The following is a 15,543-nucleotide window of genomic DNA, read 5'->3' on the forward strand; positions in this document are numbered from 1 at the left end:
CGACCCCGCATGAACCGTCCGCTGCGCATCCTGCACACCGAAGCCGCCAAGGGAATGGGCGGGCAGGAGATCTACATCTTCCGCCACATGCAGGTGATGCGTGCGCGTGGCCACGAGGTGGCGCTGCTGTGCCAGCCCGAGGCGCGACTGGCCCAGCTGGCACGCGATGATGGTTTCACCGTGCATACCCTGCGCATGGGCGGCCTGCTGCGCCTGCTGCGCGGCATCTGGTCGGTTTCGCGCCTGGTGCGCCGCGAGCGCTATGACGTGGTCAACACCACCAGCCGCCGTGATGCGCTGATTGCCGCCGCCGGCGCACGCCTGGGCGGCACGCCGCTGGTGGTGCGCTCGCGCCACCTGATGAGCCCGGTCAACTCGCTGCTGACCTATACCGGACTGCCGCACCGGGTGCTGACCGTCAGCGGCTTCGTCAAGCAGTTGCTGGCCGAGCGCGGCATTCCGGCCGAGCACATCGGTATCGTGCCGCCGATCGCAGTCCCCCCGCGCTGGAGCGAAATCCGCAAGGCCGATCCCTGGCAGTGCCTGCAGGAGGTACGCACGGAGGTACGCGCCGAGCTCGGCTTCGGCGAACAGGACATCGTAGTCGGCTGCGTGGCGGTATTGCGCGAACCCAAGGGCCATGCCGACCTGCTGCAGGCGATGGTACCGCTGTGCAAGACCCATCCGAACCTGCATCTGGTGGTGATCGGCGATGGCCAACCGGTCATGGATCGGCTGCAGGCGCTGCGCGATGAGCATGGCCTGCAGCAACAGGTGCATCTGCTCGGCTATCGTGATGGCGCGTGCCGGCTGATGGCCGGTTTGGACATCTTCGCCCTGGCCTCGCACAAGGAGGCTGCCGGTACCGTCTTCCTGGAGGCCGCCTATGTCGGGGTGCCGATCGTGGCCACGCGCGTGGGTGGCGTGCCGGAGATGGTGGTCGATGGCAGCAATGCGATCCTCACCCGGCTGGGCGACAATGCGGCCCTGACAGGCGCCCTGCGCCTGCTGGTGGACGATCCGGAACGGCGGCGGCAGATGGGCCGCGCTGGGTGGGACTGGATGCGCAGCGCGCGCCGATTCACCCCCGACGGCCACGGTGAAACCACCGAACACTATTACCACCAGTGGCTGAAGGAGCTGGGACATGGCTGATGCCCGAACCGTACCGGTGCTGATGCACCACCACGTCAGTCCGTCGCCGGGCATGATCACCGTGTCGCCGGAGAATTTCGAAAGCCAGATCGCATGGCTGGCCGGCAACGGCTGGACCTCGCTGACACTGGACCAGTACGCCGGTTTCCTGGCCGGCAAGCCGGTGCCGCGCAAGTCGATCGTGATCACCTTCGACGATGGCTACCTGGACAACTGGGTGTATGCGCACCCGGTCCTGCAGAAGTACGGCATGCACGCCGTGGTGTTCGTGGTCACCGGCTGGATGGGGGAAGGCCCGGAGCGGCCCCATGCGGGGCTTGCCGGGGCAATGTTGCCTGCCACGCCGGACCACCGCAGCTGCGAAGCAGCGATCTATGAGCAGAACCGCAGCGACGACGTGATGATGCGCTGGAGCGAAGCGCGCGCGGCCATCGCCGCCGGCACCTTCGAAGTGCATTGCCACACCCATACCCACACCCGCTGGCTGCGCCGCGACGATCTGGACCGCGCACAGCGCCGTGCCGGCCTGAGCCATGACCTGGCAGTGTCGCGCAGCGTCCTGCAGGACAAGCTCGGCGAGGTGTCCGATACGCTGTGCTGGCCTTACGGCGATTTTGACCAGGACCACATCGAGGTGGCACGCGAGCAGGGGTTCCGCTACCTGCACACCACCCATCCGTTCGGCCGCAACGTGGTAGGCGGCGATCCGGAACGCATCTACCGCTTCGCGATCCGCAACCGCCCGGCCAGCTGGCTGCGCAAGCGCATCGCGCAGAGCTACAACCCGCTGATCGCACCGCTGTTCAATGGCTTCAAGGCACGCCAGAAGAAGATGGTGCCGGGGCCGTAAGCAGCCCACTGCCCTGCCCCTTCAACGAAAACGCCCCGGAATGCCGGGGCGTTTTCGTTGAAGGGGCAGGCGTCTCAGCTGGCGGCTTCACGTACCGCCGCGGAGAGGCGGTCCAGCGTCTGCTGCATCAGCGCGGCATCATCGGCTTCCACCGTGACCCGCACCACCGGCTCGGTACCGGACGGGCGCAGGAATGCACGACCACGGCCAGCCACCGATTGCTGTGCGACGGCCAGCGCGGCCTGCACGCTGTCGGCCTGCACCGTGGCCTTGGCCGAGACATTGCCCAGCCGCACATTGACCGTCTTCTGCGGCACCCGCACCAGCCCCTTCAGTGCCTGGCGCAGGGTCTGCCCGCTGTTGCGCAGCGCCACCAGCACCTGCAGCGCACTGACGATACCGTCACCGGTAGTGGCCCGATCCAGGCACAGCAGGTGGCCGGAGGCTTCACCGCCGAGCACGCCACCGCCTTCGACCAGCGCCTGGTGCACGTAGCGATCACCGACATTGCTGCGCAGGAACGGAATCTGCAGGTCGGCAAATGCCTTCTCAACGCCGTAGTTGCTCATCAGCGTGCCGACCACCGGGCCACGCAGGCGGCCTTCGTCCTTCCAGGCGCGGGCCAGGATGTACAGCAGGTCATCGCCGTCGACCGGGTTGCCCTGGTCGTCGGCCATCAGCACGCGGTCGCCATCGCCATCGAAGGCGATGCCGAGATCGGCACGGGTCTCGCGGACCTTGGCCGCCAGGTTGTCGATATGGGTGGAGCCCACGCCAGCGTTGATGTTGACGCCGTTGGGCTCGGCCCCGATGCCGATCACTTCGGCGCCCAGTTCGCGGAACAGCAGCGGCGCGATCTGGTAGGTGGCGCCGTGCGCGCAATCCAGCACCAGGCGTACGCCACGCAGGTCGAACGCGCGCGGCACGCTGGCCTTGCAGAACTCGATGTAGCGGCCGACCGCTTCGCGCGCGCGCGATGCCTTGCCCAGCTTCTCCGATTCAGCGGTGGTGAACGGAATGTCCAACGCCGCTTCCAGGGCCAGCTCGGTGGCATCGTCGAGCTTCTCGCCCTGGGCGGAGAAAAACTTGATGCCGTTGTCGTAATGCGGGTTGTGCGAAGCGCTGATGACGATGCCGGCATCCACGCCCAGCGTGCGGGTCAGGAACGCCACCGCCGGGGTCGGCATTGGTCCCAGCAGCTGCACGTCGGCACCGGCGGCGACCAGGCCGGCTTCCAGTGCGGCCTCGAACATGTAACCGGAAATGCGGGTGTCCTTGCCGATCACCACGATCGGCCGGCGCCCGTCCTGGCCGCGCTGGGCGACCAGGACACGGCCCAGGGCGTTGCCCAGGCGCAGCACGAAGTCGGCCGAGATCACGCCCTGGCCGACCCGTCCACGGATGCCATCAGTACCGAAGTACTTGCGGGCCCCCATCAAGCCACCTCCGGCGCCGGCTGGCGGCCCAGCATTGCCAGCAGGTCCGACAGGCGGTCGCGCATCTCGCGGCGGTCGCAGATCTGGTCGATGGCACCGTGCTCCAGCAGGAACTCCGAACGCTGGAAACCTTCCGGCAGCTTTTCGCGCACGGTCTGCTCGATCACGCGCGGGCCGGCGAAGCCGATCAGTGCCTGCGGTTCGGCGATGTTGATGTCGCCCAGCATCGCGAAGGAGGCCGACACGCCACCGGTGGTCGGGTGGGTCAACACCGAAATATATGGCAGGCCGGCTTCGCGCAGCTTGCCCAGCGCAGCCGAGGTCTTGGCCATCTGCATCAGCGAGAACAGGCCTTCCTGCATGCGGGCGCCGCCGCTCTGCGAGAAGCACACGTAGGGCGCACCGATCTCGACCGCGGTTTCCGCGGCCAGCGCGAAACGCTCGCCGACCACCGAGCCCATCGAGCCGCCCATGAAGGCAAAGTCGAACGACGATGCCACCAGCGCACGGCCCTTGAGCAGGCCGCGCATGGCGATCAGTGCGTCGTACTCGCCGGTGTTCTTCTGCGCGATCTTGATGCGCTCGCTGTACTTCTTCTGGTCCTTGAACTTGAGCAGGTCGGTCGGCCCAAGGCGCGCACCGATCTCGGTGGTGCTGTCGGCGTCGAACAGGGCGGCCAGGCGCGCACGCGCACGGATCGCCATGTGATGGCCGCACTTCGGGCAGACTTCCAGGTTCTCTTCCAGTTCCGGACGGTACAACGCGCTGCCGCAGTTGCTGCACTTTTCCCACAGGCCCTCGGGGACACTGCGCTTCTTGCTGGGGGTGTTGTCGGTGCGGATGCCGGACGGCATCAACTTGCTGAGCCAACTCATGCGGGAGGACACTTCCGTTCAGGGCGGCCCAGAGGCCGCAAAGGCGGACAGTCTAGCTCCGCTTTCCCCGCCCGTGCACCCCCTTGCCAGCCACGGGGCCACCGGAAAAAACCATGCTGGGACGTACGTTTAGGTGCTGGAAGTGCAGGCCACTGGCCGGCAGCCCTTGCGTGCAGGCGGGTATGGAGGCTGCCGGCCTGCGGCCGGCAGCCTTGTTACGCGTCCAGCGCCTGTCGCAGCGGGGCCAGGAAGGCCCGGGCGCGCTGCGCAGCCTCTTCAGCCGAGCCCGCTTCGGCCAATGCCGCCACCAGCGCGCTGCCGACCACCACGCCATCGGCCTGGCGGGCCATGGCTGCGGCACTGGCGGCATCCTTGATGCCGAAGCCTGCCACCACCGGCACCGACGCGCGCGCACGCAATGCCTGCAGGCGGGTGCTGGCGGCTTCGCTGTCCAGGCGCTCGGACGCGCCGGTGACACCGGCAAAGCTGACGTAGTAGAGATAGCCACGGGCCAGCGCCAGCAACTTGTCGGCACGCGCCTCGCTGGTGGTCGGTGACGCCAGCAGGACCAGGGCCAGGCCGGCCGCATCAAATGCCTGCAGCGCCTCGCCCGCTTCTTCCGGCGGCAGGTCGACCAGCAGCACGCCGTCCACGCCAGCGTCCACGGCAGCCTTGGCGAAGGCCGCGTAACCATGGATCTCCACCGGGTTCAGGTAGCCCATCAGCACGACCGGAGTCTTCGCATCGCGCTCGCGGAACTGCGCCACAGCCTGCAGGACGTAGCGGCTGCCGGCACCGCGCGCCAGCGCGCGCTCGGAGCTGCGCTGGATGGTCGGGCCGTCGGCCATCGGGTCGGAGAACGGCACGCCGAGTTCGATCACGTCGGCGCCGGCATCGGCCAGTGCGTGCATGACCGGCACGGTGGCCTCCAACGAGGGATCACCGGCCGTGACGAAGGGGATCAGCGCCTTGCGCTGTTGTTCGCGCAGACGCTGGAAACAGGCATCGAGTCGGGATACGGACATTTCAGGCACATCCTTCAATCAGTTCAATCGCATCGCTGGTTCCCCAGTACATCTGGGTGACCTTCCCTTCAAACAATTCCAGGCGGATACCCAGGTCCGAGCCCGGGTCCTGCCAGGTGAGGTACTCGCCCTGGTCACCGTCGTAGGCATGCGGGCTGGATACCGGCGGCTTCGGGAACTGGGCCATGGCCTGGGCGCGCGTCATGCCGACCCGCAGGCCGAACGGACCGGGCTGCTGGGTCGGCGCCCCGCTCTCCGGGTCCAGGCCGAGATCGAAACGGACGACGCGATCTTCATCGGTCATCATCGACACGCCGGGTGGCAGCCCCTTGCCGTCGTAGTACTCGCAACTGCCGCCGATGGCTTCGACCGCCCCTTGTGCCGTCCATGGCCCGAGTGCCTTCAGATCAGCCATATGCTGGCCGATCAACACCTCGCCGGCATGATCCAGCGCCACCGAGGCCACCGCGGGCGCGTCGTCGCTGTCCGCGCCTTCCGCCGACGGCGGATCGACGATCGGCGCGCGCGCGATCAGGTCGAGGTCGTCGTTGGCGGCCGGCTGCTGTGCCGGTTGCGTGGTGGCCTTGGCAGCCGGTGCCAGCACCGGCGGTTCCGGCGGCTGGCATGCGGCCAACCCCAGCGCCAGCAGCAGCACGCCACTGTTCCGCAGCAGCGCACTCACAGCACCAACCCTTCGCGCGCGGCGATGGTATGCACGTCCTTGTCGCCACGGCCGGACAGATTGCACAGCACGATCTGGTCGCGCGGACGCTCACGCGCCAGCTTGATCGCCTGTGCCAACGCGTGGCTGGATTCCAGCGCGGGCAGGATGCCCTCGGTATGCGCCAGCAGGTGGAAGGCCTGCAGCGCCTCTTCATCGGTGATGCCGAGGTAGCGTGCACGGCCGGTGTCGGCCAGGAATGCGTGCTCGGGGCCGACACCCGGATAGTCCAGGCCGGCCGACACCGAATGGGTCTCGATGATCTGGCCGTCGTCGTCGCACAGTACATAGGTGCGGTTGCCATGCAGCACGCCGGGGCGGCCAGCGGCGATCGAGGCGGCATGGCGGCCGGTGCTGATGCCATCACCGGCGGCTTCAGCGCCGACGATCTCGACCTGGCGATCATTGAGGAAGGCATGGAACAGGCCGATGGCATTGCTGCCGCCGCCGACACAGGCGGTGATCGCATCGGGCAGGCGGCCATACTCGGCCAGCATCTGCTCACGTGCTTCGCGGCCGACGATGGCGTTGAAGTCGCGCACCATGCGCGGATAGGGGTCCGGACCGGCGACCGTACCGATGATGTAGAAGGTGTCCTGCACATTGGTCACCCAGTCGCGCATCGCCTCATTGAGCGCGTCCTTCAGGGTGGCCGAGCCGGAGGTGACCGGCACCACCGTCGCGCCGAGCAGCTTCATGCGGTAGACGTTGATCTTCTGCCGCTCGATGTCGGTGGCGCCCATGTACACCACGCATTCCAGGCCCAGCCGCGCGGCAACGGTGGCGCTGGCCACGCCGTGCTGGCCGGCACCGGTCTCGGCGATGATGCGCTTCTTGCCCATCCGCGCCGCCAGCAGCGCCTGGCCGATGGTGTTGTTGATCTTGTGCGCGCCGGTGTGGTTCAGGTCTTCGCGCTTGAGCAGGATCTGCGCGCCACCGACATGGTCGCTCAGGCGCTGGGCGTGGTAGATCGGGCTCGGCCGGCCCACGTAATGGGCCAGGTCGCGATCGTAGGCGGCCTGGAATGCAGGGTCCTGGCGGGCCTGGTCATAGGCCTCGGCCAGTTCCTGCAGCGGGCCGACCAGGGTTTCGGCAACGAAGCTGCCGCCGTAGCGGCCGAAATGGCCCTGGGCATCCGGGAAGGCGTGGTAGTCGGCAATGGGGGAGGCAGACATGGAAGCGACCGCTGGTTCGAGACAGGTGGATACTCTAGCGCACGGGTCATGACCGGAAAATGGATATTATCTGGCGTATATCGTCAGGAAATCTCACATGAGTCGTTCCTTGCTGCCACCGCTCAATGCGCTGCGCGCGTTCGAGGCCACCGCCCGCCTGGGCGGGGTTGGCCGTGCCGCGCAGGACCTGCACGTCACCCACGGTGCGGTCAGCCGGCAGCTGAAGCTGCTGGAAGACCACCTCGGCCTGGCACTGTTCCAGCGTGCCGGCCGCGGCCTGCGCCTGACCGCTGCGGGCACGCGCCTGCAGGCAGCATGCAGCGAGGCCTTCAGCGGCATCGAAGACTGCGTGCGCGAACTGCGGCGGCCGGCGGCGGCCCCGGCGCTGGTGCTGGGCTGCAGTGGCAGCGTGCTGGCGCGCTGGATGATTCCGCGCCTGCCCGCGCTGCAGGCCGCCCTGCCCGGCGTGCGCCTGCAGTGGTCGGCGCTGGATGGCAGCTTCACCGAGGCGCAGGCCGCACTGGATGCGGTGCTGTTGCTGGCGCAGGGGCCATGGCCCCGGGGCTGGCAGGTGCGTGAGCTGGCGCCGGAGCGGGTCGGCGTGGTAGTGGCACCCTCGCATCCGGCCGCGCAGCGCCTGCGACATGTACCGCCCTCGGCGCTGCTGCAGGAGACGCTGCTGCACACCAGCTCACGGCCGCAGGCGTGGCCGGCGTGGGCGCAAGCGCACGCTCTGGACACCGCGAAGCTGCAGCTGGGTACCGCCTTCGAGCACCTGTACTACCTGCTGGAAGCCGCAGTAGCCGGGCTGGGCCCGGCGATCGCACCCGAGCCGCTGGTGGCCGAGGACCTGGCCGCCGGGCGACTGGTCGCGCCGTGGGGGTTTGCCGCCACCGGTGGTTTCTGGGTGCTGGCGCGACCGGACGGACCGGCCGATGCACGCGTGGATGCGCTGGCCGACTGGCTGGGCCAGCAACTCCGCTGACAGCAAAAAGGGGACGGAGGGGATTAAGTCGGAAGTGGCACAAACGACTTAATTCCCTCCGTCCCCTTTTTTCAGCTGGCGGTCGGGGTGGCCAGCCGCTGCTGCAGGTCCTCGCGCAGCCGCGACAGTTCCACTTCGGCCTGCTGCCGCTGCTGCATGCCTTCGCGATGGATGCTGCGCACTTCCTCGACCGTGGCGATCAACTGGTCGTGCACGTGGCGCAGCGTGGCCACGTCGATCACGCCGCGCTGGTTGCTGCGCGCGGTATCCACCGAGGCCTGGCGCAGCAGGTCGGCATTGCGGCGCATCAGCTCGTTGGTGGCATCGTCGATGGCGGTGGACAGCTCGACCGCGGCCTTCTGCTCGCCCAGCGAAAGCTGGATGGCGAACTGGCGCTTCCACGACGGGATGGTGATCTCGCGCACCGTGTTGAACTTCTCGATCAGCTGCAGCGCGTTGGCCTGGATCAGGCGGATCATCGGTAGTGACTGATCGGCCGCGTGCTGCATCAGCTGCAGGTCGGACACGCGCTTTTCGATCAGGCGGATCGCGTTGTCGACTTCACCCTGGCGGATGCGCTGCTGCGGATCCTCACTGCCCTGCCCGGCCAGCTGCTCGGCCCGCAGCTCGGCCAGTCGCTGCTTGCCGGCGGCGGCATACAAGCCGAGCGCATGGCGTTCTTCACGGACGATGTCGTGCATGCGGTCGAACTCGCCCACGCGCTTGCCCATCAGCGCCTGTTGCACACCGACATCGCCCAGCAACTGCTCGATCTGCGCGTTGGTGTCGCTGAACTTCTGCACCAGCTCGCCCTTGGATACGCGCAGACGGTCGATCAGGCCACCGATCACCGGCACCTTCGACCGCTGGGCGAAGCCGTCCAGCTTCAGGCTGCGCGCGATGCGCACCACTTCGCCCAGTTTCTCGCCGCTGGCATCCAGATCACGATTGCGCACCTGGTCCAGCAACTGGCTGGAAAACGCTGCGGTGCGCGTGGCCGCTTCGCGCCCGAACACCTGCAGGTTGCCCGGGCGCAGGTCATCCAGCTCCAGACGGATCTCGGCGATGCGCGGCAGATCCTCGCGGACCAGGCCCAGCGCCTGCAGTGCGCCTTCATCAAGCGCAGTGGCGGTGGTGGTGCCGGGCACGAGGGCACCGGAGCTCTGGCTGTCCTGGGTCATCGGGCAGTCTCCTTGCAGTTGGGTAAGCGGCAGCGGCGGCCGGCTCAAGGCAGTCTAGCCTGAGCTGCGGCTACCTCGTCATCGATCTGTGCGTGCAGCGAGGCGGCCTTCGCGGCCAGTGTGGCGCCGGCCGCGGCCTGGCCCGCCACGGCGGCCTGCCGCCAGGCCGGCAACAGGACGTCATGGATGCGCGCGAAGCGTTGCAGCAGCACGGTGTCCTGGTCCTGCAGCAGCTGCCATTGATGGGCTTCCAGACGGCGCAGCGAGGCCAGCCGGCGAAGATGATCCAGCCGTTGCGACAGCGCGGCCTGGCCGGCGATATCCAGCGACGTCAGCCGCGCCGCAGCCAGCCCGACCCAGTCGTCCAGCGCTGCGGCCGCCGCTGAGTGCTCGGCGATGGCCATGGCCCGCAGCTGCAGGTGCTGCTGCAGGTGCTGGGCCTGCTCACGCGCCTGCAGGGCCAGCACGCCCAGCTGCGACTGCAGCGCACGCCCTTCCGCCTCGCGATCGACATCGCGCCCCAGCAATCGGCCCCACCAGCTCTCCTGCTGCCGGATCTGCGCCGGGTTATCGGCCTGCAGGGCCAGCGCGATGCGGGCCAGTGCCGCCACCAGGCCTTCGCCCGCGCCCGGCGGCAACGGTGTTTCGCGCCGCGCCAGCGCCTGCAGCAACGGCGCACCATAGTCGGCCAGCATGGCGACATCGGCCGTGTCCGGCAAGCTTGGTGGCGGCAGGGGCGCCTGCGTGGTCACGGCAGCGGCGGCGGCTTCGGTGTCGTTGCCGGAATGTCCTCGCTGTCGCCCGGCGGCAACGACTCGCCATAGAAGTGGCGCATCAGGGCTTCATCCAGCGCGCGCTCCTCCGGCGTCGTGGCACGGCGCACGCGCGCACGCTGCGCCACCACACTGTTCGGCACGCCACGCTCGACCTGCTGCCGCGCCCAGCCGGCGAATGCGGCCAGGGTCTGCGACACCTGTGCCTGCTGCGCCTGCGATGCCGCCAACAATTCCACCAACGGCGCCAGGCCAGCCTGCAGGTCGTCGGCCAGGACCGTGGCCGGCACGCTGGGGGCCGCCGCGACCGGCTCCGGCGTGGTGGCTGCGGGACGGGTTTCAGAAAGGCGATGCAAGGCCTCCAGCAACGCCGGCCACGGTGCCGGGTCGGCAACGGCGATCGCCTCCGGCGCCGGCGGTGGCAGCTGCAGGGCGGTGGCGATGTCGGCCAGCTGCGCAACCACGCGCCCCCCGACATCGCTGTCGTCGGCACCCATGGCCTTGTTGCGCAGGAAATCGCGCTTGATCTGCGTCCATCGCTGCGCCTGCGTGTCGTCCAGCACGCCGCGCAGTTCGGCCAGCTTCAACAGGTTTTCTTCGGCGCCGGTGGTCAGCAGCTGTGCCTCGCCCAGGTAGTGGTCGGAGATCAACTGCTGCAGCTCGTCCTCGTTCATCACCGGCGAGATCTTCTCGGCCAGCTTGTTCATGTTGCGGTAGCTGCCCTGGAGCCGGAACGGCGGCTCGGTACGGTAGCGATCGTCCTGCGCGGCACTGGCGATGTACTGCTGGTTGACCCGGTAGACCACGTCGCGCACGCGCAGCATGCGCTGCAGGGTGGCAGTGATTTCATTGATTTCCGCGCTGCTGTAGGCGTGGCTGAGACCGTTGGTCGAGACTTCCTTGCCCATCGCACGGTCGACCAGCACGTACAGGTCAGCCATGTCGCGCGTGGCCAGCGGCGCCAGCACCGGGTTGGACGTCAGGCTGTTCTCGATGTAGCTGAGGGTAAAGGCCGCCTCCATGCCACCGAGCACATCACCGAGGTTGTAGATGTCGGCACGGTTGGCCAGCATGTCGGGAATCTTGAACACTTCGCCGGACTCGGTGTACGGGTTGCCGGCCATCACCACGCAGAACTTCTTGCCGCGCATGTCATAGGTGCGGGTGCGACCACGCCACACACCCTCGATACGGCGGGTACCATCGCACAGCGAGATGAACTTCTGCAGGAATTCGGGATGGGTGTGCTGGATGTCGTCCACATACAGCATGGTGTTGTTGCCCATCTCCAGCGCCAGGTTGAGCTTCTCCAGTTCCTGCCGCGAGGTCGCGTCCGGTGCCTGTGCCGGGTCCAGCGAGCGCACCTCGTGACCCAGCGCCGGGCCGTTGATCTTCATGAAGACCAGGCCCAGTCGGTGCGCCACATATTCCATCAGCGTGGTCTTGCCGTAGCCCGGGGGCGAAATCATCATCAGCAGGCCCATCAGGTCGCTGCGCTTGTTCTCGCCGACCGTGCCCATCTGCTTGGCCAGGTTGTCACCGATCACGCCCAGGTAGACATCGTTGATCAGCCTGTTCCGCACGAACGACGACAGCGGCCGCGCCTTGAACTCGGAAAGCCGCAGGGTCTCGCGCTCGCGGCCGATGATGCCCTGTCGCAGTGCCTGGTAGGCATGGAATGCCGGCACGAAGTCGCGCAGGTGCTGCTGCAGGCGCGTGAGGAAATCATCCAGCGATACCACCAGCGTACCGTTGTTGATGCGCGCATGTTCACCCAACAGGCCACTGACCTCCGCCTGCAACGCGGTGTCGCGGGCACGGGTGCTCAGCTGGCGCTGCACCAGCAGCAGTGCCGCGGCCTCGTCGACGTATCCGGCATGCAGGGCATGCGCCGGCAGCCGCGCCAGCGCACGCAGCCACTGCCCGGCCAGCGCCCAGCGCGTGGCCAGCGGATCCTGGCTGCGCTGCAGGGCGCGTTCGACCGCCTCACGCTGCCCGGCCTGCTCCAGCTGCTGCTGTAGCGCATCCAGCAGCGCCACCGCATGGCGACTGCTGCTGAACACCGGCTCGCCGGTCGCCAGCTCTTCGCCCAGGTAGGCGGCCGCAGCCTCTGCGGCATCGGCATCGAACGGCAACGCGTGGGATTGCGTGTACGCCAGCAGTGCCTCGGCCATTTCAGCACGCAACGCCAGCCGCCCTTCGTCGGACCCCAGCAGGCGTGCCAGCGCTTCGGCACCCATCTGTCGGCCCGGCCATTGCGCCACGGCTTCGCGCCGCTGCTCGGCAGCCCAGAACAGCAGTGCCAGCGCACGCACCCGCGGTGCATGGCGCAGGCTGCCGGCCGCCTGCTGCAGGGGCAGCAATGCACGCAGTATCAGTGCGGCATCATGGTCATGGATGCCGCGCTCGTAGCCTTCGCGGTAGCGCGGTGCGGCGAACGCACGCACGCGCTGGTCCAGTGCTTCGGGGGTGGCCGCTTCATGCTGCAACGTGGCCAGATCGAGGCCGTCGCTGCCCTCCTGCGCGGACATCAGCAGGCTGCCGGCCAGATACTCGCCGCGATACAGCGTGGGCGATTCCGAGTCCAGCGTGACCGGCCAGAACGGCTTCAGTGCATCCAGCTCCGGGTCGTGCAGGGTTTCAAGGAAGTCGGTGCCGGTCAGGTGGATCGCCAGCGTATCGCCCCGCGGCAGCAGGGTCAGATCCAGCGCCTGGGTGTTGACGCTGAAGCGGTGCCGCGGTCCCAGCCGCACCACGTTGCCGCCCGCTTCGTACAGATCACTGCGGTCGCGCAGCTGGCGCACCGCCTGGTCACGCACGCCTTTCAGCCGCGCCTCGATGTCGTCGGCCTTGACGTTGTCATGCAACGCGCGCAGGCGTTCGGCCAGCTCACGCAGCTTGAGGATCAGCGGATCGCCGGCGAAGAACGCATTGAGCTCGTCGGCGGTGGCGAAGCGCTCGGTGCGGTTGGCCAGACCATCGAGAATGCGGTTGGCCGCATCCAGCACCGAACGCGCCTTGCGCTGGCGGTCATCCAGCAGTGCTTGCTTGTGCGTCTCGAAGGCTTCGACCAGCTCTTCGCGTTTGCTCAGGATGTCGCCGAGGAACTGCTCGTGTTCGCCGAACTGGCTTTCCAGCTCCTCCAACTGCACCAACAGGCGCGAAAGCTGCTCGTCGGCGCGTTCGGGGTCGGTGGCCAGCGCCAGCGCGCTGGTGATCGACTGCGAGAACAGCGCGAACTGCGCGGCAAACTGCGCCACGGCCTCGGCCGAACCCAGCGACCGGCGACGCTGGTCGGCGCGCGCGCGCGCCTGGTTGAGGCGCCCGTACAGCACCGAGATCGACTCGACCACGCGGGTGCGGGCAGTGGCATCGTCCACCTTCAGGCCGGCCATCAGCTCGGACAGCATGTCCAGGTCTGCCGCCATCCCACGCAGCCCCTCCAGCTGCTCGTCCAGCTGGCGGGCGCTCTGTGCCTGCTGCGCCGCTTCATCCAGCGCCTGCAGGCGCGTGGCCAGCGGCGCCAGCGCGGCGTCGCCAGCGAGGAAATCACCCGTGGCTGCGCCGACGCGGTCCTGCGCCTCCACCAGCTCGGCCGCCATCACTTCGATGCGCGCGGTGTCGATGTAGCGCAGCTCGCGGATGGTCAACAGGCGTCCGCGCAGTGCAGTGATTGCGTTGAGGGCCTCGACGAAGGCCTGCACCTCGTTCCAGTTCTGCGGCTGCAGCCGGCCCAGCAGCGCCTTGTGCGCGGCCTCTGCCTCGACCATCGCCTGTGCCGACTGCTGGCGGATCGACTGCACCTTCTCGTATTCGTCCAGCACCGATTCGCCGGTGGCGCTGATCTGCCGCAGCAGCGCCTCGGCACCATCGCAGGCCGCGTCGCCCAGCCAGTGGTGGGCATCGAACAGGCGCCGGGTATCAGCTACCAGTCGCTGGTAACGCTGTACCGACACGTCCTGGCCATCGATCTCGCGTGCGAGGTTGAACAGGTTGGAAATGCCGCGCACCAGTTCGGCGTTGCCGATGCGGCCCATGAAGGTGTTGCCAGGCGGCCGGCTGGCGGCGAATTCGTCACTGCTGAACGGTGTCTGCCAGACCTGCATCGGATGGATGCGGGTGGGTTCGCTGCCTTCGGCATGGAACAGCACCATGCGCCCGTCCTGCAACAAGGCGTAGCCATGGCCGAACACCGGGTTCTGCAATATGCGCTGGATGGTGTTGTAGACGAACAGCGCCGAGCGCCCGCCCTCGCGCTCGTAGAAGATGTACAGCACGTCCTCGCCGTTCGGCGAACGGATACTGCGCTTGAACTGCATGCCGGCCATCGAGGCGTCGAATGCCTTGTGCTCGCCGCCCTGCAGGTAGTAGCCGCCCGGGAAAATCACGCCGTGGTCTTCGGGCAGCTGCACGCAGGCCTGCACGATCGCATCGTTGCGCACGATGCCGCCGGTCAGCGTGTTGTAGATCAGGCCGCGCCATTCCGTCTCTCGGTAGGGCAGCACCTTCAGCAGGACCAGCGAACCAACCCGTGCGAATTCGAACTGGGCGTCGTCCAGCGACTGCGTACTGTCCTCCACCGGTTCGCTGTAGATGCCCTGCCCGGTTTCGGTGTTGTTCTCGACCTTGATGGTGAGGTCGCCGCCAGTGGTCTCCACGAACAGGGTGTCGAGGATGTTCAGGTGCGAATGGCGGCCATTGACCGCCAGGTCGCGGGTGGCCCTTGTCCATTCGAAGTCGAATGGCGGCGGCAGTGCGATATCGCGCTCGCCGCGCGCGTCCAGATAGGTCAGTTCGCCATCGCGCGACAATGCCCAGCGGAACACGCGCACGTCGCTGCTGCGCTCGCCGATCTGGAACGAGGCCAGCAGCTTGTCGCCCACCACGATCAGCTGCAGCAGGCGTGCGTGCTTGTAGTAGGCGTACAGCTCGTTGAAGTCGTGCACGAAGCCGGGCTGGTCGAGGAAGCTGCCCTTCAGCTCCAGCGCGGCGACGTCGTAGCCGTCGCTGCCCTGCACCAGCCGGTACAGGCCGAACACATCCTCGATACGGGTCTGGGTCTTCAGCCCGATGAACACGTTGTAGCCGAACAGCAGGCGGTCCGGCCCGACCTGCACGATGTCACGGCCGACGCAGTTGTTTTCGCTGCGGATGCGGAAGCGCCCGACCACCTCCAGGCGGCTGTCACCGAACTCGGCCAGGCGCCGGCGGTTGAGCGTTTCGGCCAGGCCCTGCAGGCGCTGGCCCTGCTCGGCCAGGCGGCGGCGCAGGACTTCGTAGGCGCCGCCCTGGGCAACGGCCTGGTCGACGGTATTGCCGCCGGCCTCCGGTGCAGTGGATTCGGCGGACGGATGGGTATCAGACATC

The 15,543-nt window shown here is 67.8% G+C and carries 11 protein-coding genes; 3 read left to right on the forward strand and 8 right to left on the reverse strand.

What is annotated here, in order from left to right; translation table 11 throughout:
* Positions 1-9 precede the first annotated feature (9 nt).
* Together ACYKG1_RS14910 and ACYKG1_RS14915 are read left to right on the forward strand one after the other, a co-directional pair.
* Positions 10-1,155, forward strand: a complete 1,146-nt coding sequence (locus tag ACYKG1_RS14910) for a glycosyltransferase family 4 protein (RefSeq protein WP_100473474.1) — start codon at positions 10-12, stop codon at positions 1,153-1,155.
* A complete protein-coding gene (locus ACYKG1_RS14915) occupies positions 1,148-2,005 on the forward strand; it encodes a polysaccharide deacetylase family protein (protein ID WP_262082787.1) in 858 nt (285 codons plus the stop codon). Before ACYKG1_RS14910 ends, ACYKG1_RS14915 begins: the two co-directional genes overlap by 8 nt.
* A gap of 74 nt (positions 2,006-2,079) precedes the next feature.
* On the opposite strand, the gene glmM is transcribed toward ACYKG1_RS14915, so the two are convergent.
* From glmM to trpB, 5 genes are all read right to left on the reverse strand, one after another.
* Positions 2,080-3,441: a phosphoglucosamine mutase gene (gene glmM / locus ACYKG1_RS14920; RefSeq protein WP_478470825.1), complete on the reverse strand. Its 1,362-nt coding sequence runs from the start codon at positions 3,439-3,441 to the stop codon at positions 2,080-2,082.
* Positions 3,441-4,316, reverse strand: a complete 876-nt coding sequence (accD, locus tag ACYKG1_RS14925; RefSeq protein ID WP_005410473.1) for an acetyl-CoA carboxylase, carboxyltransferase subunit beta — start codon at positions 4,314-4,316, stop codon at positions 3,441-3,443. The genes glmM and accD overlap by 1 nt, the downstream gene beginning before the upstream one ends.
* 215 nt (positions 4,317-4,531) lie before the next feature.
* A complete protein-coding gene (gene trpA, locus ACYKG1_RS14930; protein ID WP_478470826.1) occupies positions 4,532-5,341 on the reverse strand; it encodes a tryptophan synthase subunit alpha in 810 nt (269 codons plus the stop codon).
* A gap of 1 nt (position 5,342) precedes the next feature.
* A complete protein-coding gene (locus ACYKG1_RS14935; RefSeq protein WP_262228092.1) occupies positions 5,343-6,023 on the reverse strand; it encodes a hypothetical protein in 681 nt (226 codons plus the stop codon).
* Positions 6,020-7,237: a tryptophan synthase subunit beta gene (gene trpB, locus ACYKG1_RS14940; protein ID WP_478470827.1), complete on the reverse strand. Its 1,218-nt coding sequence runs from the start codon at positions 7,235-7,237 to the stop codon at positions 6,020-6,022. Before trpB ends, ACYKG1_RS14935 begins: the two co-directional genes overlap by 4 nt.
* A 97-nt stretch (positions 7,238-7,334) precedes the next feature.
* On the opposite strand from trpB, the gene ACYKG1_RS14945 reads away from it, so the two are divergent.
* Complete coding sequence (locus tag ACYKG1_RS14945) at positions 7,335-8,222, forward strand: LysR family transcriptional regulator (protein WP_087923198.1); 888 nt, start codon at positions 7,335-7,337, stop codon at positions 8,220-8,222.
* Between the two features lie 71 nt (positions 8,223-8,293).
* Here the strand turns inward: ACYKG1_RS14945 and ACYKG1_RS14950 are convergent, their stop codons facing one another.
* The 3 genes from ACYKG1_RS14950 to ACYKG1_RS14960 are packed head-to-tail and all read right to left on the reverse strand — an operon-like array spanning position 8,294 to position 15,542.
* Complete coding sequence (locus ACYKG1_RS14950; RefSeq protein ID WP_478470828.1) at positions 8,294-9,403, reverse strand: toxic anion resistance protein; 1,110 nt, start codon at positions 9,401-9,403, stop codon at positions 8,294-8,296.
* 44 nt (positions 9,404-9,447) lie between these two features.
* Positions 9,448-10,098 (reverse strand): hypothetical protein, encoded by a 651-nt coding sequence (locus ACYKG1_RS14955; RefSeq protein ID WP_478470829.1) that lies wholly within the window; start codon positions 10,096-10,098, stop codon positions 9,448-9,450.
* Between the two features lie 53 nt (positions 10,099-10,151).
* Positions 10,152-15,542 (reverse strand): DNA repair ATPase, encoded by a 5,391-nt coding sequence (locus tag ACYKG1_RS14960; RefSeq protein ID WP_478470830.1) that lies wholly within the window; start codon positions 15,540-15,542, stop codon positions 10,152-10,154.
* Position 15,543: the final 1 nt, after the last annotated feature.

The sequence above is a fragment of the Stenotrophomonas sp. 85239_Sma genome (assembly GCF_056481725.1).